The organism is Nocardia sp. NPDC060259, from assembly GCF_042728775.1.
Taxonomy (GTDB): domain Bacteria; phylum Actinomycetota; class Actinomycetes; order Mycobacteriales; family Mycobacteriaceae; genus Nocardia.
This window is the reverse complement of record NZ_JBHXAY010000126.1, coordinates 1-18,789: the sequence shown is the minus strand read 5'-3', so window position 1 is coordinate 18,789 and position 18,789 is coordinate 1. Positions and strand designations below refer to the sequence as shown.

Annotated in this window: 16 protein-coding genes; 9 read left to right on the top strand and 7 right to left on the bottom strand. The window is 68.9% G+C overall.

Going from position 1 to position 18,789, the window contains the following annotated elements:
* Window positions 1-114 precede the first annotated feature (114 nt).
* Window positions 115-1,065 carry a LysR family transcriptional regulator gene (locus ACFWF2_RS29910; RefSeq protein ID WP_379310814.1) on the bottom strand — a complete coding sequence of 317 codons (951 nt, stop codon included), beginning with the start codon at window positions 1,063-1,065 and terminating at the stop codon, window positions 115-117.
* A gap of 130 nt (window positions 1,066-1,195) precedes the next feature.
* Here ACFWF2_RS29910 and ACFWF2_RS29905 point away from each other — a divergent pair, with 130 nt between their 5' ends.
* On the top strand, window positions 1,196-3,247 hold the full coding sequence (locus ACFWF2_RS29905; RefSeq protein WP_379310813.1) for a thioredoxin domain-containing protein: 2,052 nt from the start codon (window positions 1,196-1,198) through the stop codon (window positions 3,245-3,247).
* Window positions 3,248-3,366: 119 nt separating this feature from the next.
* Here ACFWF2_RS29905 and ACFWF2_RS29900 read toward each other — a convergent pair whose 3' ends face one another.
* A complete protein-coding gene (locus ACFWF2_RS29900) occupies window positions 3,367-4,848 on the bottom strand; it encodes an adenylate/guanylate cyclase domain-containing protein (RefSeq protein ID WP_379310812.1) in 1,482 nt (493 codons plus the stop codon).
* A gap of 115 nt (window positions 4,849-4,963) precedes the next feature.
* The gene (locus tag ACFWF2_RS29895; protein ID WP_379310811.1) at window positions 4,964-5,653 is read right to left on the bottom strand and encodes a hemolysin III family protein; all 690 of its coding nucleotides are present in this window, start codon (window positions 5,651-5,653) and stop codon (window positions 4,964-4,966) included.
* A gap of 247 nt (window positions 5,654-5,900) precedes the next feature.
* Here ACFWF2_RS29895 and ACFWF2_RS29890 point away from each other — a divergent pair, with 247 nt between their 5' ends.
* From ACFWF2_RS29890 to ACFWF2_RS29880, 3 genes are all read left to right on the top strand, one after another.
* On the top strand, window positions 5,901-6,680 hold the full coding sequence (locus ACFWF2_RS29890; RefSeq protein WP_379310810.1) for an isoprenyl transferase: 780 nt from the start codon (window positions 5,901-5,903) through the stop codon (window positions 6,678-6,680).
* A 188-nt stretch (window positions 6,681-6,868) separates the two neighbouring features.
* On the top strand, window positions 6,869-7,987 hold the full coding sequence (locus tag ACFWF2_RS29885; protein WP_379310809.1) for a hypothetical protein: 1,119 nt from the start codon (window positions 6,869-6,871) through the stop codon (window positions 7,985-7,987).
* A 197-nt stretch (window positions 7,988-8,184) separates the two neighbouring features.
* Window positions 8,185-9,246 carry a hypothetical protein gene (locus tag ACFWF2_RS29880; RefSeq protein ID WP_379310807.1) on the top strand — a complete coding sequence of 354 codons (1,062 nt, stop codon included), beginning with the start codon at window positions 8,185-8,187 and terminating at the stop codon, window positions 9,244-9,246.
* Here the strand turns inward: ACFWF2_RS29880 and coaA are convergent, their stop codons facing one another.
* Window positions 9,247-10,179 carry a type I pantothenate kinase gene (gene coaA, locus ACFWF2_RS29875; protein WP_379310806.1) on the bottom strand — a complete coding sequence of 311 codons (933 nt, stop codon included), beginning with the start codon at window positions 10,177-10,179 and terminating at the stop codon, window positions 9,247-9,249.
* 200 nt (window positions 10,180-10,379) lie between these two features.
* Here coaA and ACFWF2_RS29870 point away from each other — a divergent pair, with 200 nt between their 5' ends.
* The gene (locus ACFWF2_RS29870) at window positions 10,380-11,582 is read left to right on the top strand and encodes a DUF885 domain-containing protein (protein WP_379310805.1); all 1,203 of its coding nucleotides are present in this window, start codon (window positions 10,380-10,382) and stop codon (window positions 11,580-11,582) included.
* Between the two features lie 126 nt (window positions 11,583-11,708).
* Window positions 11,709-13,004 (top strand): serine hydroxymethyltransferase, encoded by a 1,296-nt coding sequence (gene glyA / locus ACFWF2_RS29865; protein ID WP_189026185.1) that lies wholly within the window; start codon window positions 11,709-11,711, stop codon window positions 13,002-13,004.
* A gap of 149 nt (window positions 13,005-13,153) precedes the next feature.
* On the opposite strand, the gene ACFWF2_RS29860 is transcribed toward glyA, so the two are convergent.
* The gene (locus ACFWF2_RS29860) at window positions 13,154-14,137 is read right to left on the bottom strand and encodes an LLM class F420-dependent oxidoreductase (RefSeq protein ID WP_379310804.1); all 984 of its coding nucleotides are present in this window, start codon (window positions 14,135-14,137) and stop codon (window positions 13,154-13,156) included.
* 55 nt (window positions 14,138-14,192) lie between these two features.
* Entirely contained in the window at window positions 14,193-15,386 is a 1,194-nt protein-coding gene (locus ACFWF2_RS29855; RefSeq protein ID WP_379310803.1) for an FAD-dependent monooxygenase, read from the bottom strand.
* Window positions 15,387-15,492: 106 nt separating this feature from the next.
* Between ACFWF2_RS29855 and ACFWF2_RS29850 the strand changes: the two genes are divergently transcribed.
* Both ACFWF2_RS29850 and ACFWF2_RS29845 read left to right on the top strand, forming a co-directional pair.
* Window positions 15,493-16,209, top strand: coding sequence for a TetR/AcrR family transcriptional regulator (locus ACFWF2_RS29850; protein ID WP_379310802.1), 717 nt, complete (start codon window positions 15,493-15,495; stop codon window positions 16,207-16,209).
* A gap of 45 nt (window positions 16,210-16,254) precedes the next feature.
* A complete protein-coding gene (locus ACFWF2_RS29845; protein WP_379310801.1) occupies window positions 16,255-16,674 on the top strand; it encodes a limonene-1,2-epoxide hydrolase family protein in 420 nt (139 codons plus the stop codon).
* Window positions 16,675-16,684: 10 nt separating this feature from the next.
* On the opposite strand, the gene ACFWF2_RS29840 is transcribed toward ACFWF2_RS29845, so the two are convergent.
* Window positions 16,685-16,957: a hypothetical protein gene (locus tag ACFWF2_RS29840; RefSeq protein WP_379310800.1), complete on the bottom strand. Its 273-nt coding sequence runs from the start codon at window positions 16,955-16,957 to the stop codon at window positions 16,685-16,687.
* 306 nt (window positions 16,958-17,263) lie between these two features.
* Here ACFWF2_RS29840 and ACFWF2_RS29835 point away from each other — a divergent pair, with 306 nt between their 5' ends.
* Entirely contained in the window at window positions 17,264-18,637 is a 1,374-nt protein-coding gene (locus tag ACFWF2_RS29835) for a PhoH family protein (RefSeq protein ID WP_379310799.1), read from the top strand.
* Window positions 18,638-18,789 lie beyond the last annotated feature (152 nt).

Below are 18,789 nucleotides of genomic sequence, written 5' to 3'. Positions count from 1 at the left end.
GGTCCGCACCGAATCCGGTGCGGACCGATCGTTTTCCGCACCCTCGCCATCCGCGCGTCCGGCTCAGGTGAGATTCCGCGCAATCGCGGCGGACTTTCCGGTTTTCCTTGTCGATCACAGATGGATAGGCACCGTGCAGTCCTCGAAGTCCGGGTGCTCCAGCTGGTACACCAGATCCGGATTGGCATCGCGCACCGTCCGGGCGATCTCGACGAACGATCGCACCAGCGTGGTGCGGTGATCGGAACGCCAGCCCACGGCGACCTCGTTGGGTTCGGCGTCGACGACCGGGATCAGCCTCACCCGGGGGAAGGAGATCCAGCGGGCGCAGGCGGCCGTGATCACCAAGCCGACGCCGGTCGAGACCTTGTGCAATTCCTCGAGCACGGTGCTGGACCGGGAGACGATGTCGGCCGGTTGCCCGCCGCGATGAACATCCAACTCCCAGAAGGTGTTCCACACCGGATCCGTGCAGGCTGCGCCGAGCAGGCGTTCATGCGCCACGTCGGCGGCCAGCACGTCCGCGCGGTTCGCCAGCGGGTGGTCGATCGGCACCATCACCGCCAGCGGTTCGGCGAAGAGCCGCTCGAATTCGAGGCCCTCGTGGACAAAGGGATGCCGCACGATCGCCACGTCCACCGAGCCGGCCCGCAAGCCCGCGGAGGGGTCGTCGTAGCCGAACTGCCGCAGTTCCAGGCTGACCTCGGGATGGCATTCGCGGAAGGCGGTCAGGAGCGGTTCGGTCAGGGTGAGCGCCGCGCCCTCCATACACCCCAGCACCAACCGGTCCCGTTCACTGCGATGGACCACACGCGCCCGTTCGGCGGCGGCGTCGAGCCGGGTCAGCCCGTAGCGCACCTCCTTGAAGAACGCGGCGCCCGCGGCGGTGAGTTCGACGTTGCGGGTGTTCCGCGAGAACAGCACCACACCGAGGGTTTGCTCCAGCTGTTTTATCTGTGCGCTCAACCCCTGCTGCGCCACGTGCAACCGGTGCGCGGCGCGAGTGAAGCTCAGCTCCTCGGCCACTGCTACGAAGTAGCGCAGTTGTCGTGTGTGCATATCCATGGTGGCCCAGTGTAGGGCGGTGGGGTCCTAACTGAAATGTTCGAGTTTCTTTTTGTGCCGGCGAAGGCTTGCAGGCCTCCTGCCCGTGTGGGTTGCTTTGCGCGCGCGCCGGTTGTGGCAGGGTGGAACCGTGAACCGATTGGCCGGTGCAACCTCGCCCTATCTGCGTCAACATGCCGACAACCCCGTCCATTGGCAGGAGTGGGGTGCCGAGGCGCTGGCCGAGGCGGCGGAGCGGGATGTGCCGATCCTGCTCTCGATCGGGTACGCCTCGTGTCACTGGTGCCATGTGATGGCGCACGAGTCGTTCGAGGACGCGGCGACGGCCGAGCTGATGAACGCGGGGTTCGTCTGCGTGAAGGTCGACCGGGAGGAGCGGCCCGATCTGGACGCGGTGTACATGAACGCCACCGTCGCCATGACCGGGCAGGGCGGGTGGCCGATGACGTGCTTCCTCACCCCCGACGGGGCGCCGTTCTACTGCGGCACCTACTACCCGAAGCAGCCGCGCGGCGGGATGCCGTCGTTCACCCAGCTGCTCAGCGCGATCACCGACACCTGGCGCAACCGGCGGGCGGACGTGGACCAGGCGGCCGAGCAGGTCACCGAGGCGCTGCGGGCGCAGGCGACCGGGTTGCCCGATGCCGAATTCGCCGTCGTCGGTGATCTTCTCGACACCGCGGTGCGCGCGATCGCCGCGGACGAGGACCGCGAGCACGGTGGTTTCGGCGGTGCGCCGAAGTTCCCGCCGTCGGCGACGCTGGAAGGTCTGCTGCGGCACTGGGAACGCACCGGTGATCAGTCGGTGTTCGACCTGGTGGAGCGCACGGCCGAGGCGATGGCCCGCGGCGGCATCTACGACCAGCTGCGCGGTGGCTTCTCCCGGTACTCCGTCGACGCGGGCTGGCTGATCCCGCACTTCGAGAAGATGCTCTACGACAACGCCCTGCTGCTGCGCGCGTACGCTCATCTCGCCCGCCGCTCACCCGCGACGCCCCTGGAATCGTTGCCGCACCGCGTGACTCGCGAGACCGTCGAATTCCTGCTCGCCGACCTCGGCACGGCGGACGGCGCGTTCGCCTCCGCGCTCGACGCCGATACCCAGCTCGAGCCGGGTGGTCCCGGTGTCGAGGGGGCCACCTATGTGTGGACGCCGTCGGAGCTGATCGGCGACCTCGGACCGCTCGACGGTGTCTGGGCGGCAGAGGCTTTCGGCGTCACCACGGGCGGCAACTTCGAACAGGGCACTTCGGTGCTCACCCGCCGCAGCGACCCCGTCGACGCCGAGCAGTCGACCCGCTTCGACCGGCTGCGCGCGCGGATGCTCGAGCTCCGCGCGCAGCGGCCGCAGCCCGCCCGCGACGACAAGGTCGTCACCGCGTGGAACGGCATGGCGATCACCGCGCTCGCCGAAGCCGGTGCGGCACTGGAGGAACCGTCCTGGGTGGCGGCCGCGGTGCGCTCCGCCCGGTTCCTGCTCGATGTCCACCTGGTCGACGGCAGGCTGCGCCGCGCCTCGCTCGACGGTGTCGTCGGCACGCCGCCCGGTGTCCTCGAGGACTACGCCTGGCTCACCACCGGCCTGCTCGCCCTCTATCAGGCGACCGGCGAAGCCGACTGGCTCGCGGCCGCGCAGGTGTTGCTGGACAGCGCGATCGAGCATTTCGCCGACCCCGAACGCCCCGGTAGCTGGTTCGACACCGCCGACGACGCGGAAACCCTGGTGGCCCGCCCCCGCGACCCGGTCGACGGCGCCACCCCGTCCGGCACCTCGGCCCTCGCCGAAGCGCTGCTGACCGCCGCCGCCGTCGCCGACCCCGAACGCGCCGTCCGCTACCGCGAACTCGCCGACCACACCCTCGGCCGCGGCGCGGTCCTGCTGGCCCGAGCCCCCCGCTCGGCGGGTCACTGGCTGGCGGTCGCCGAGGCCTCGGTCCGCGGACCCATCCAGGTGGCGATCACCGCCACCGAGAAGTCCTCCGCCGCCACCGAACTCCTCGCCGCCGCCCGCACCTGGTCACCCGGCGGCTCGATCGTCCTGGCCGGTCCGCCCGACACCGCACCGCTGCTGGCCGATCGCCCGCTGGTCAACGGTGGCCCCGCCGCCTACGTCTGCCGCGGCTCGGTCTGCGACCTACCGGTCACCGACCCCACGGCATTGACCGAAGCGCTGCGCGCCTAGGGCCTGTCCACGATCCCGTCGACCGCGGCGCTGGACGTTCACTGTGCCGCCGATCGGTCGCGATCGGGACCATCGGGGCGGCTGGTGAATTGGGTCAGCGCTGACTTCGAGGCAGCAGCTCAGCGTCCAGGCGAGACGTCGGTCCAGGTTCGAGTGCGCCCGGGGATCCCGCGTAGCCGGAGGTCCTTGTACCGCTTCCAGTGCGCGCGCTCGTGGGGAGTGGCGGCTTGCAGGACCGGATCGCTGACCAGGACTCGCTGGGGCGCTTCCTTGGCCATGGCGGTGAGCCGGGCCGCCTCGTTCACCGCGTCGCCGATGACGGTGAATTCGAGGCGGGTGTCGGCGCCGACGTCGCCCGCGAAGACCTGGCCGCGGGCCACGCCGATGCCGACGTCGAGTTCGCCGGTGGCGACCACTTCGTCGCGGATGCGGCGGGCGGCGCGCAGGGCGGGGGTGGCGTTGTCGTGTAGGGCCGACGGTGCGCCGAAGATGCACAGCGCGGCGTCGCCGGCGAACTTGTTGACCAGGCCGCCGTTGTCCTCGGTGGCGGCGACCACGGTCGCGAGCAGCCGGTTGAGCTTGTGCACGAACTGTTCCGGCGCCATCTCGGCCGACAGCTGCACCGACCCGGTCACGTCGACGAACAGCGCCGACACGATCCGCACGTCACCGGTCAGGTCGGTGCTGCCCGACAGCGCGCGTTCGGCGACCGTCGAGCCGACATGCCTGCCGAACACGTCCTCGGTGTGCAACTGGTCCTGCAGGGTCGCGGCCAGTTCGTTGACGGAGTGTTCGAGCCGCCCGATCTCGCTGGCGCTGCCGACGGGCACCCGCACGTCGAGTTCGCCGCGGGTGATCCGGTCCAGCGCCAGGTACATCGTGCGCATCGGGGTGGCGACCGAGCGCGCGAGCAGCGCGGTGGCGAGCGCGCCGACGGCCAGGGCGACGAGGGTGAAGATCCAGGCGGCCCGCACCCGGTCCTCGGCCGGGGTGGCCGGGTCGCTGAGCACGACGATGATGATCAGCCCCGGCAGCGCGCTCGACACCGCCCAGGTGACGAGCACGCGCACGAGCACGGTGGAACTCGGATGCACGGTGGGCCCGAGCACCGCCGCGATGATCGGAACGGCGGGACGGATCAGCCGGTCGAGGATCAGGTAGGTCGCGCCCGCCGATTCCAGCGCACCGAGCGCGAATCCGGCGATCACCACCGCGTCGTTGTCGTAGTCGGTGAACCGGTCGACCAGCCAGACCGTCAACGCGATGCCGGGTATCCACAGCACGATCGCGCGCACCGTGATCGCCGCGGGCAGCGCGATCAGGCGGCGCGCTTCCTCCGGTGTCGGTTTGCGTCCGTCATCGAGCCAGCGCAGGTATCGGCGCCGGTCATAGATGGCCAGTCCGATGCCGATGCCTACGGCGAACGCCGGGTAGATGGCGAGCAGCCAGGCCGCTTCCCGCCAGTTCGGCCCGACCCGGGCGAACACGCCGTCCGCCCAGGCGATGAGGAAGATGGCGCCGAGACCGACCAGGTTGGCGGTGATGACCACCAGTCCCAGCCCCCAGTAGCTGCGCAGCGCCCAGCGGACCAGTCGATTCATCGCGCGCGCCAGAACCCGGAGCGCCGAAACACCCGGGTATCACGAGCTGCGCTGACGGGTGACACGAATATCGAGCATAGAAGGCAGGGCCGCGCCGATCGCGCGCACGCGCCGTTCAGCCGAGCAGCACCAGCCAGATAGCGATGTAGTGGAACCCCGCCGCGACCACCGTCGCCGCGTGGAAGAACTCGTGATGCCCGAAGTGCTCGGGCCAGGGATTCGGCCATTTCGTCGCGTAGAGGATCGCCCCCGCGCTGTAGATCACGCCGCCGATGGCGAGCAGCACCAGCGGCAGCACTCCCACGTTGTGCAGCAGTTCCGGCGCGACCGGCACGATCGCCCAGCCGAGCAGCAGATACAGCGGGACCCCCACCCACCGCGGCGCGGTCGGCCACAGCATCTTCAACGCCACCCCGGCCAGCGCCCCCACCCACACCACGATGAGCAGCACCCGCCCGGTCGAGCCAGGCAGTCCGAGCAACGCGAACGGCGTGTAACTCCCCGCGATGAACAGAAAGATCATCGAATGATCCGCCCGTTTCATCCGCACCCTGGCCCGCACGCTCTGCCAGGTCACCCGGTGATACACCGCACTGATCCCGAACAGCGCGCACACCGCCACCCCATAGACAAGCGTCGACCACCCGGCCGTAGCCGACTCCCGGAACCCGAACACGACGAGCACCGCCACCGCAACAACGGCAAACCCCACCGCCCACGTATGAATCCACCCCCGAAACCGCGGCTTCCCCACAAGCCCCGGCTCCCCGACCCCCACGGCAACAGCCTCCACGAAACCTCCCATGCCGAAAACCTACGGTACCGTAAGTTACCGTCAACGCTACGTCAGCACCACCCCCCACCACCACAAACGTGCCCACAACCACACCACCGATCACCCAACAGCCAACCCACTGATCTCGCAAGCACATGGGTAACTCCCCAACCATCTCCAACCCACCCCGCCGGTAACCGCAAGCCCGATGCACGACCTTCTCCCCACCTACTACCGGCCAAAGTCCCGGGGAGGCGGGGGAGCGTAGGGTGCGGGGGTGGAGTTTCTCGGGCGGGTGCGTGGTCTGCCGTACCGCATCTACGAAGCCAGACTGTCCAAGCAGCTGGCCGACAAGCAGCATCCTCGCCATGTCGCTGTGATGTGCGACGGCAATCGCCGCTGGGCGCGCGAGAACGGTTTCACCGATGTCAGCCACGGTCATCGGGTCGGCGCGCTGAAGATCGCCGAGCTGGTCGGCTGGTGCGCCGACGAAGGCATCGAGATGGTCACCGTCTATCTGTTGTCGACGGAGAATTTGCGCCGCGATCCGGAAGAGCTGGAGACGCTGTTCGAGGTCATCACCGATGTGGTGGAGGAACTGTCGGCGCCGGAGCAGAACTGGAGCGTGCGGATCGTCGGCTCGCTGGCGGGTTTCCCCGAGCTGATCGCGAAGCGGCTGCGGGTCGCCGCGGAGCGTACGAGCGGGCGCGACGGCGTGCATGTGAATGTCGCGGTGGGCTACGGCGGGCGTCAGGAGATCGCCGACGCGGTCCGTTCGCTGGTGCGTCAGGAGATCGCCGGGGGCGAGTCGGGCGAGGATCTGGTGCAGTCGATCACTGTCGACGCGATCGGCCAGCACCTCTACACCTCGGGTCAGCCCGATCCGGATCTGGTCATCAGAACCTCTGGTGAGCAGCGTCTTTCGGGTTTCCTGCTGTGGCAGAGCGCCTATTCGGAGATCTGGTTCACCGAGGCGTACTGGCCGGAGTTCCGGCGGGTCGACTTCTTGCGCGCACTACGGGATTACGCCGCGCGGCACCGCCGTTTCGGCGTTTGATGTCACCGGGTCGCCCGCTCCATCGCCGGGGTGATCCGGAAGCCGGAGGTCGCGGCGGTCCGCAATATCGATGTGGCGACCAGGCTCGACGCGGCGTGGAAGTTGTAGGAGAGTCGCCCTGATCCCGGCCGAGCGCGGGCTAGGCTGCTGCGCGAGACGAGGCCCGACGACACGTGCAGGGGTGTGCTGTGGGAGTTGCGAGGAAGCCAGGACCGAGCCGGACCGCGGCGATCGGTGTGGTGTCGAGTGTCGTCGCGCTGCTCGCGGGGTGCGGTGCCGACGAGACGGCGCTGCCGCAGGCCACGCCGACAGAACAGCAGGATGCCGCGGGTTCGGTGTTCGCGTACCGGACCGCCGATGAACTGGCGGTCGTGCGTGGCGCCGGGACGGTGCGCGCGCCGGGCAGTTTCGGCTACTCCTCGGCCGCGGTCGGTTTCACCAGGGACGGGCAGTTCGCGTTCTCGGTGGAGACGAGCTCGAAGACGCTGGTGGCGTTGAGCGTGCGCGACGGTTCGGTATCGCGGACCGAGTGCGACTGCACCGACGCGGTGGCCGTGCGTGGCGCGGTGGTGGCCTGGTGGCGGGAACCCGGCCAGATCATGACCTTGGATCTGTCGGGCACCGCACCCGCCGCGCCCGAAAAGGATGTGGTGCTGCCGGATTCGCCGAGCCCGCTGTCCGGTGGCAGCTGGGACGGCGCCAGGCTGGTCGCGGCGACCGACGACTATGTGCTGCTGGCCAGGGTCGAGTCGCGCGGACTGTGGTGGGAGAAGAACCACCTCTACGCGATCGGCGCCGACGCCATCCTCCCGCTGGGCCGGGTACCCGGCATCGACGCCCACCTCTCGGCCGCCGCCGGACCCGACGGTCACACCTTCGTCCTCGCCGGCGCGACCGCCCGCAGCGCAACGTGCGGCACCGGTCACGTCGCGACCATCGACGCCGACACCAATGCCGTCCAGGAACTGCCCGCGCTGCCCGGCGAGTGTTCGGCGGCCTACAGCCCGCGCTGGGGCGGCGACGGCACGATCACCGTGGCCACCCGGAAATGGGCCGACATGGCGGGCGCGCCCAGCGCGGTCGACCGGCTGCAATCGGCGGCGCAGGGCTGGGCGCCGGTCGGCGAGAACCCGGTGGTCGACATGCTGCCGCGCGCGCGGGAGTCCGTCGTCCAGGTGGTCGCCGGTGATCCGAGCGACATGCGCGACACGCCGCACGGAGTGCTGGTCGTGGAGAAGGGCGGCGCGCGAACGGAACTCGCGCAACAGGTCGTCTCGCTGGGCGCGCCTGCGGCCACGAACGGGTAGAACGGTTCGGCCGCTGCCTTGCGCCCTGCGGGTGGAAGGTCGGCTCCGCCCACAAAAAATCGACTCCGGCGCGAGGTAGCCGTCGTCGGCGATCGAACCGATGCGGTGCGCGCTCCGTATACCTCGGCGCCGGGAAGGTTCCCGGTCGATCGGCGCAGCGCACGGGCGGCGCCGATGGGGGAGCGCCGGAGGTAACGATGCGAAACAACGGGATGCGGATGGTGGTCACGGCCGCGATCGGGTTACTCGGGGCGGGCTGCGGCACCGCGCTGCCGCAGGGTCCGCAGATCGTGACGGCGGCGCCGTTGTCGACCCAGATGTACGCGGTGCGCACGACGACTGGGATGGGTGTGGCCGACGCGTCCGGTATGCGCGGCGACCGGTTCGGCGACTACCGGGAAATCGGCTTCAGCCAAGATAATTCACTCGCGTACGCGATCGACGGCGACGGCGTGGTGACGGCGATGGAGACCGCTGAGCTGCTGGTGTCCTCGGGTCGCGTCGACTGCCGCTGCACCCGGGTGTTTCCGCTGCACGACGCCGTGGTCGGCTGGTGGCGCGACGGCGCGATCATGCAGGCCGACCTGCGCACTCCTGATCCGGTTGTGCTGCGGTCGATCTCGCTGCCCGCGCCCCGTGACCGGCTGGGCGAGGGCGCCACGTTGACCGGCACCGAGCTGATCGCGCTGGACCGGAACAATGCCGTGCTCACGCGGATCGAGTCCGTCCCCGGCGCCAACTGGGGCATCAACCACCTCTACGTCGTCGACCTGAATTCCGGTGCGGTGCAACAGTTCGGCCGGATTCCCGAGGTGAACACCGTGTTCCGGCAGGCGGTGATCGCACCAGACGGACGTTCGGTCGCCGTCGCGGGCTACAGCCGTGACAACGTCGCCTGTGGCACCGCGTCGGTTCACCGCCTCGATCTCGTCGCCGGGACGGTCGATTCCGCCGGACCGCCGTTCCCGTCGTGCAGCTCGATCGCCGATATACGTAGCGACGGTGCGGATATCGTGCTGACCCGGCTGGTCTGGGACCGCGCCGAACCGCAGTCGCTCGTCTCGTCGTCGGTGTGGCGCTACCGCGACGGCTGGACGCAGGTCGGCGCCGACCCGGTGGCGCGCGTCATCACCGCGCCGATCGCGCTCGAGCTGCGCCACACCGGCGAGGCCGCGCCGTTCGGCACCCTCACCGGCGACCTGTACGTCGACGGTAAGCCGGTGTTGCACAACGTGATCGAAGTGCACACACCCCGCTGATCACAGCTTGCGCAACCGCAACCGGTTGATCGTGTGGTCGGAGTCCTTGCGCAGCACCAGCGTCGCGCGCGGGCGGGTCGGCAGGATGTTCTCCACCAGATTGGGCCGGTTCGTCGAGTTCCAGATGTCGCGCGCGGCCGCGGTGGCCTGCTCGTCGCTGAACCCGGCGTAGTGGTGGAAGTGGGCGTTCGGGTCGGCGAAGCCGGTCTTGCGCAATGCGAGAAAGCGCTGCACGTACCAGTTCTCGATGTCCTCGATCCTGGCGTCGACATAGATGGAGAAGTCGAACAGGTCCGAGACCATCAGCCGCGGACCGGTTTGCAGCACGTTCAGCCCCTCGACGATGAGGATGTCGGGCTGACGCACGCAGTGCGCCTCATCGGGCACGATGTCGTAGGAGACGTGCGAATACACCGGCGCGCACGCCTCTTCGGCGCCCGACTTCACCTCGGTGACGAAGCGCAGCAGCTTGCGGCGGTCGTAGCTCTCCGGGAAACCCTTGCGGTGCATGATGCCGCGGCGGGTGAGTTCGGCGGTGGGATAGAGGAATCCGTCGGTGGTCACCAGGTCGACCCGCGGATGGTGGTCCCAGCGGGCAAGCAGCGCCTGCAGCACGCGCGCTGTCGTCGACTTACCGACCGCGACACTGCCCGCGACGCCGATCACGAACGGCACCTGCTTGTCCGGATGCTTCTCGCCGAGGAAGGTCGCGGTGGCGGCGAACAGCCGCTGGCGCGCGGCCACCTGGAGGTGGATCAGACGGGCGAGCGGCAGATAGACCTCGGCGACTTCCTCGAGATCGATCTGCTCGCCGAGACCACGCAGGCCGGTCAGTTCCTCCTCGGTCAGGACCAGCGGAGTCGACTTGCGCAGGGTGCGCCACTGCTTCCGGTCGAACTCCACATACGGGCTCGGCTCGCTCATCCGTGCCACCTACCCGACGCTCCGTCCTGGCGTACACGCACAGCTGGGCTGCCCGTCGGGTGAGATCCGGGATAACTCTGACCGCATGCCGCGATTGTGCTCCGTCTCGGTCACCTACGCGCAACGGGGGGTTTGGCTACTGGCCGGTAACGAGCGACAACCCCGAGGTAGGGCCCGCTTTTCCGATTCACCCCGTAAGGTCGGGCACTATGGGGTCACATCCACTTGTCACTGAATACCTGCGGCTCGGACTGGCTTTCGACCGGCTTGAAGAAGGCTTCGTCGACGCCTACACCGGCGACCCGCAGTTGCGTCGCGACGTCGAGAACGCGCCGGTCCCCGATCCGGCCGAGCTGGTGAAGCGGGCCGTCGACCTGCGCGCGGGCCTGGCCGATGCGGGTCTGCCGGCGCGGCGCACCGAATTCCTCGACGCCCACCTGGTGGCGATGGAGTGCTCCGCCCGCAAGTTCGCCGGCGAGGAGATCGGGTTCGTCGACGAGGTCCGCGCCTATTTCGACGTCGACATCGCCCCCGGTGACCCCGACGACTACCGCGAAGCCCACCGCCTGATGGACGAGGTGCTCGGCGGCGACGGTCCGCTGGCCGAGCGCGCCGCCGCGTACCGGCGCGGCGACGAGATCCCGCCCGAGCGGCTCGCGGTGTGCGTCGAGGCGTTCTCCAGCGCGCTGCGCGAGCGGGTCCGCGATCGCTATCCGCTGCCCGACCACGAGACCGTCACCTACGAGGTGGTCGGCGACAAGCCGTGGTCCGGATTCAACTACTACCTAGGCAATTTCCGCTCCACGGTCGCGATCAATTCCGACCTCAAGCAGCACATGGCGCAGCTGCCCGCGCTGATCGCGCACGAGGCCTACCCCGGGCACCACACCGAGCACTGCCGCAAGGAGGCCGGGCTGGTCGCCGCGGGCGAGGACGAGCAGACGCTGTTCCTCGTCAACACCCCGCAGTGCCTGATGGCCGAAGGCCTGGCCGACCTCGCCCTGCAGTCCATCATCGGGCCGGGCTGGGGTGCGTGGGCGCAGGAGATCTACGCCGATCTCGGCCTGCGTTTCGACGGTGAGCGGGCCGAACGCTTCTCGACCGCGTCGGCGAAACTGCTGAGCGTGCGGCAGGACGCGGCACTGCTGCTGCACGATCAGCATCGCGGCGACGACGAGGTGGCGGCGTTCCTGCAGCGCTGGAGCCTGGCCACGCCGGAGCGGGCGCGCCAGTCGCTGCGGTTCCTGTCCTCGCCGCTGTGGCGGGCCTACATCAGCACCTACGTGGAGGGCTATCGGCTGCTCGGTGGCTGGCTCGACAACGCCGTCGACGCGCAGGATCGGGTCGAGCGGTTCGGCCGCCTGCTCGACGAGCCGCTCACGCCGGGCGCGATCCGGCGGATGCCGGTGTGACGGCCGGCTGACGGCGCGGCCGCCGGGGTGGAACAGCTGTGAGCTGCGTCTCCCGGGTGGCGGCCGTGCCCGTGTTGCGCTATCCCCGTGCTCGGGCGTCCGCACACGGCCCATAGACTGAAGGTCGTGACGCAGACGACCGCTTCGGTGAATACCCAGTCTCTCGGTGAGCTCGATCCCGAGTTGGCCGCCGCGATGGCGGGCGAGCTCGCCCGCGAACGCGACACCCTCGAGATGATCGCCTCGGAGAACTTCGTGCCGCGCGCGGTCCTGCAGGCGCAGGGTTCCGTGCTCACCAACAAGTACGCCGAGGGCTACCCCGGCCGCCGCTACTACGGTGGCTGCGAAGCCGTCGACGTGGTGGAGACCCTGGCCCGCGACCGCGCCAAGGAACTCTTCGGCGCCGAGTTCGCCAACGTGCAACCCCACTCCGGCGCCCAGGCCAACGCCGCGGTGCTGATGGCACTGATGAACCCGGGCGAGACCCTGCTCGGCCTCGACCTCGCCCACGGCGGTCACCTCACCCACGGCATGCGCCTGAACTTCTCGGGCAAGCTCTACGACGTCCACTCCTACGGTGTGTCCAAGGAAGACCACCGCATCGACATGGACGAGGTGCGTGACATCGCCAAGGCGGCCAAGCCGAAGGTGATCGTGGCAGGCTGGTCGGCCTACCCGCGCCACCAGGACTTCGCGAAGTTCCGCGAGATCGCCGACGAGGTCGGCGCCTACCTGTGGGTCGACATGGCCCACTTCGCCGGCCTGGTCGCCGCGGGTCTGCACCCCTCCCCGGTGCCCTACGCCGATGTCGTGTCCTCCACCGTGCACAAGACCCTCGGTGGTCCGCGCTCGGGTCTGATCCTGGCCAAGCAGGAATTCGCCAAGAAGCTGAACTCGGCGGTGTTCCCGGGTCAGCAGGGTGGCCCGCTCATGCACGTGATCGCCGCCAAGGCCGCCGCGTTCAAGATCGCCGCGACCGAGGAGTTCGCCGACCGTCAGCAGCGCACCCTGTCCGGCGCCCGCATCCTGGCCGAGCGTCTGACCGGCGCCGACGTCAAGGACAAGGGTGTCTCGGTCCTGACCGGTGGCACCGACGTGCACCTGGTGCTGGTCGACCTGCGTAACTCCGAACTCGACGGCCAGCAGGCCGAAGACCTCCTCCACGAGGTCGGCATCACCGTCAACCGCAACGCCGTCCCGTTCGACCCGCGTCCCCCGATGGTCACCTCCGGCCTGCGTATCGGCACCGCCGCCCTGGCCACCCGCGGCTTCGGCGACACCGAGTTCACCGAGGTCGCCGAGATCATCGCCGCCACCCTCGCCGGCACCTCCGACACCGAGTCGCTGCGCGCCCGCGTCTCCAAGCTGGCCCAGAGCGTCCCGCTCTACCAGGGCCTCGAGGACTGGCGCCTGCTCGGCTGAGCCGACCCGACACCACGAAACGCCCTCGGCGACCGAAGTTCTCGGTCACCGAGGGCGTTTCACCATCTCAGCGCTCTACGGCCGGATCGACCGGCATGCGCACCAAGTGGCCGCCGATATCGGACCGGCGGGGCGATTCGACTCGGGTGTCAGCCGACCAGGGGTTTCAGTGCGCGTCCCGCCGCCTCGATGACGCCCGGCTCGTGGCCGTTGGCGATCATGTTGACGATGATGCCGTCGATGCCGTGGTCGAGGACGCGTTCCTGGATCTGCTCGGCGACCTCGTCCGGGGTGCCGACGAATTGGCGGTCGGCGGGGGAGTTGCGGATCTCCTCGGGGGACAGGGCGGACAGGTCGATGCCGAAGCGGGCGAGCATGTCGGCCTGCAGTTTTCGGGCGCGGTCGCCGTCCTCGTCGGTGATCACGAACGCGAGGAAGCTGGTTTCGAGGGTCGCCGGGTCGCGGTCGGCCTCGGCGCAGCGCTGGTGCAGCGCCTCGATCTTCTGCGGCAGCAGGGAGGCGTTGGAGATGATGTTGAGGTGGTCGGCGAAGCGGGCCGCCAGCGCGAACGTCTTCTTCTCGCCGCCGCCGCCGAGCATGATCGGCAGGTCGTCGCGGACGCGCGGCTCGTTCATCGCGTTCTCGGTGTGGTACCACTTGCCGTCGACGGTGGGCCGCTGCCCGTGCAGCATGGGGGCGATGATCCGCAGGGCTTCCTCGAGCCGCTGGAACCGCTCGGTGAAGGTGCCGAACTCGAAGCCGTACTGCTGGTGCTCGAGCTCGAACCAGCCCGCGCCGATCCCGAGCACGGCCCGCCCGCCGCTGACCACGTCGAGCGTGCTGACGGTCTTGGCGAGCAGCGCCGGATTGCGGTAGGTATTGCCGGTGACCAAGGCGGACAACTGGATTCGCTCGGTCGCGGTGGCCAGTGCGCCGAGTGCGGTATAGGCCTCCAGCATCGGCTCGTCCGGACTGCCGATGCCGGGTAGCTGATAGAAGTGGTCCATCACGAAGGCGGCGTCGAATCCGGCCGCTTCCGCCGCTCTGGCCTGTGCGATCACCGTGGGGAACAGCTCGCGCACCGAGGACGTGTTGCTGAAATTGGGCATCTGGTAACCGAGACGAATGCTCATGGGAGCGACCATAGGACTTGGAGTGCACTCCAAGTCAAGGCGCGCCGGGCGGGACTCAGGACGCGTCGGTGAGTTCGACGCGCGCCGGGTAATCGATCAGGTCGATGTCGTTGGCGGCCTTGTCGCCGTATTTCACCATCAGCGAAAAGCCGCGCGAGCCGAGGAACCAGTTGCGGACCCTGATTCCGAGCGCGGTTTTCGGGGCGAGGAACGGGCCCGCGTTGCTGTTGCCCGCGATCTTGGCGTAGTGCTTCATGATTCGGTCGTACGCGGCGAACGCCGTGACGTGGTCGCCGTCGGCGATGGCCAGTTCGCCCGCGAGGACATAGGCGCCGACGACGGCCAGTCCGGTGCCGAATCCGGCGAGAGTGTTGCCGTAGGCGGAGTCGCCGACCAGGGCGACGCGGCCGCTGGTGTAGGCGCCGTTCATCCTGACCTGGCTGATCGAGTCCAGGTAGATGTCGTCGTAACCGGCCAGGTCGGCGAGCATGCGCGGGGCGTTCCAGCCCATGTCGGCGTAAGTGGACTCGATGATGCGGCGGGCGGCGGCGGTGTCGTCGCGGGGGAAATCCAGTGCGGGACTGGCGAAGAGGTACATCTGCTGTGCCTTCGAGCCGCCGTCGATGGCGAGCTTGCCCGGGATGTTGTGGGCGAAGGCGCTGGCCCGTTCGCGTGGGGCGCTGGGGTCGCTCCACCGGCTCGCGCCTGCCACGCAGTAGTAGTGGCCGAGGTGATGCACGTAGTCGGATTCGGGTCCGAACGCGAGTTTCCTTACCCGCGAATGGATTCCGTCCGCGCCGAGGACGAGGTCGAAGGTGCGTGGCTGTCCGCGCTCGAACTGTACCCGGACGCCTTCGTCGGTCTCGGTCAGCGCGGTGATCGTGTCGCCGAAGACGTATTCGACGGCCGCCGAGGTCTTCTCGTAGAGGATCTCGGCGAGGTCGCCGCGCAGGATCTCGACGTCGCCGCCGGTGAAGTCGCCGGACATGACGGCCAGCTCGCGCCCGTCGTCGTCGACGAACACCGTGTCGGTGGTGCCGGTGCGGCGGGCGCGCACCGCGTCGAGGACACCCATCCGTTCCAGCACGGTCAGGTGCGTCCGGCCCTTGAAGTCGACAGCCTGACCGCCGGCGCGCAGCGCGGGAGCGCGCTCGACGACGGTCACGGTGAACCCGTAGCGATGCAGCCAGTAGGCCAGCGCGGGCCCCGCGATGCTCGCGCCGGAGATGAGAACGGTCTGGTTGCGCATGGTGTGCTCCTCTGCGGAAATCTGTGTCTGATGGAATCTGTATCCGGTGGACACGAATAAGAGTATGATAGACACAGTTCTGAGGTCAACAGGAAAGGCAGGACCGATGCCGACCACCGTCGAACTGCTGTGGGGCACCACCGCGCGCCCCAAGCGCGGCCCGAAGCCCGCGCTCACCCTGGAGGGGATCGTCGCCGAGGCGATCGCGCTGGTCGACGCCGAAGGACTGGCCGCGCTGTCGATGCAGCGGCTGGCCGAGCGCCTCGGCTTCACCAAGATGTCGCTGTACCGGTACGTGCCGGGCAAGGAACAGCTGACGGCGCTGATGGTCGACGCCGCGATAGGCGAACCGCCGCGGCCGGACGCCACGAAGGCGGGCTGGCGCGGCGGCCTGCGGCACTGGGTCGAGGCGATCTTCGAGCGCTACTGCACCCACCCCTGGACCATCGAACTGACCCTCGGTATCCGTCCGATCGGCCCGAACGAGATGAGCTGGACCGAGGCCGCGCTCACCGCTCTCGACGGCACCGGGCTGACCGGCCCCGAACGGCTCGACACCATCGTGCTGCTCAACGGGCACGCGCGCAGCCTGGCCCAGCAGGTCGAATCGGTCGGCGGCGGCGATTCGGCGATCCAGTTCGCCGAGCAGTTCACCGCGATGATGAGTGCCGCGGGCGGCCGGTTCCCCGCGGTCAGCGCGGCCTTCGCGGAGGAATCGGCGACGGTCAGCCCCTCGGCCGCACCGGGCGCCGCGTTCGACTTCGGCATCGACCGCATCCTCGACGGCCTCGCCGTGCTGATCGCGAAACGGACGAATCGGTAGCGCCGGGGTCTGGTCTGCCGGGCGCGAACGTCCTAGGCTCGCATCATGACCGACCAGCCGGAACTGCCGGAAAACTCCGCCACCCTCGTGCGCGAATTCTTCGCCGCGCTAGAACTCGGCAGCGTCGACGAGGCGCTCGAGCTGCTGGATCCGGCGATCGTCTGGAAGAACACCGGCCTGCCGAGCGTGCGTGGCAAGGATCGGGTCGCCGCGTTGCTGCGCGGCCTCGACCGGCCGCAGCTGGGATTCGCGGCGGACATGCACCACATCGCCGAGAACGGCGACATCGTGCTCACCGACCGCACCGACTACCTGCGCGCCGGCCCGGTCCGGATCGGGTTCTGGGTGAGCGGCACGTTCGAACTGCGCGAGGGCCGGATCGTGCTGTGGGACGACCACTTCAGCATGGCCAACATGGCGCGCGGCGCCGTCGTCGGCGCGGCGCGGGCAATCCTGCGTCGCTGAACCCGCCTGGCTACTTGTGCTTGTTCAAGTAGTCCAGGTAGGTCGGCCGCAGGACGTCGGCCAGTTTGCCGTCGCCCGCGTGCATGTAGTCATCGATCATCGGCAGCACGTACTTGATGTCGGCCTCGCTCTCGCCGAGGTCGCCCGCCTCGGCCTGGGCGGCGGGGATGGACTTGAGCAGTCGCCACAGGAACTTCACGTCGCCGCGTCGCACAGCCGTCCGCACCGCACGGTCGTGCAGTTCCTTCGACGACAGTTTCTCCAGATCCTCGTCTTCGGACATGCTTCGACTCTAGCCCTCGGCGACACCCCTGGGGCAGATCCGAAGCGTCGGCGCCGGTTAACGACAAATTCACGGACACGTCCGGCTGTCCGGCAGCGCGGCGGACAGTTGGACGGTAGCGTCGGTGATGCGGGCCGCGTCGGTGTGGCTCGTACGGGAGGTCCTGACCGTGACTGAGCTACTCAGTGCGAGAGGGCCGGCACCCGGCCCTCGTGGCGGTTGACCAGCGCGTCACCGCCCACCAGGACGGACCGGTCCAGCGAGATCGTTCGCGCGGGTGCCGTGCGAACACATAAGGAGCCCACCGTGACTGCTGCACGCTCCGTTTCCGCCCCCGCGATGCACACGGCCTCGGCCTCGAAGAAGGGGGCCCGCCCCTCGCGTTCCGGTCGCAAGACTTTCGTCGTCGACACCTCGGTTCTGCTCTCGGATCCCTGGGCCGTCACCAGGTTCGGCGAACACAAGGTGGTTCTACCGCTGGTCGTGATCAGTGAATTGGAGGCCAAGCGACACCACCACGAACTCGGCTGGTTCGCCAGGGAAGCCCTGCGCATGCTCGACGACCTGCGGGTCAACCACGGCAGGCTCGACCAGGCGCTGCCGATCGGTACCGACGGCGGCACACTGCAGGTGGAGCTCAACCACACCGACCCTTCGGTGTTGCCCGCCGGATTCCGTTCGGAGACCAACGATTCCCGCATCCTCGCCTGCGCGCTGAACTTCTCGGCCGAGGGCGAGGAGGTGGTGCTGGTGTCCAAGGACATCCCGCTGCGGGTCAAGGCGAGCGCGGTCGGCCTGTCCGCCGACGAGTACCACGCGCAGGACGTGGTGACCTCCGGCTGGAGCGGGATGGTCGAACTCGACGTCGCGGGCTCCCAGATCGACCAGCTCTACACCGACTCGGTGATCGACCTGGACGAGGCGCGGGAACTGCCATGCCACACCGGGATCCGGTTGCTGGGCAGCAGCTCCAGCGCGCTGGGCCGGATCACCGCCGACAAGCGGGTCCAGCTGGTCAGGGAGCGGGAGGCCTTCGGCCTGCACGGCCGCTCGGCCGAACAGCGCATCGCGCTCGATCTGCTGCTCGACGAGAGCATCGGCATCGTGTCGATGGGCGGCCGCGCTGGCACCGGTAAGTCGGCGCTGGCGCTGACCGCCGGGCTCGAGGCCGTGCTGGAACGGCGCACCCAGCGCAAGGTGGTCGTGTTCCGGCCGCTGTACGCGGTGGGCGGCCAGGAACTGGGCTACCTGCCCGGTTCGGAGAGCGAGAAGATGGGCCCGTGGGCTCAGGCCGTCTTCGACACGCTCGACGGGCTGGCCAGCCGCGAGGTGATGGAGGAGGTGCTCAGCCGCGACATGCTCGAAGTGCTGCCGCTGACCCACATTCGCGGGCGCTCGCTGCACGATTCGTTCGTGATCGTCGACGAGGCGCAATCGCTCGAGCGCAATGTGCTGCTGACGGTACTGAGCCGCCTCGGCACCGGCTCGCGTGTGGTGCTCACCCACGATGTCGCCCAGCGCGACAACCTGCGGGTCGGCAGGCATGACGGCATTGCCGCGGTGATCGAAAAGCTCAAGGGGCACCCGCTTTTCGCGCACATCACGCTCACCCGTTCCGAGCGCTCGCCGATCGCGGCGCTGGTGACCGAGATGCTCGAGGAGTACGGACCGAACGCCTGATCTTCCGGCAATCGGGCCGCGTCACGGCCTGAATTCGTTTGATTACGGCGAACTGTGGGTATTATCCGCGGCGACACCAATCCAGCAACGGCTCGGCGAACAATGTTCCGCCGGGCCGTTGCGGATGTCGGCCAGGCTCCATTCCGGGGGCG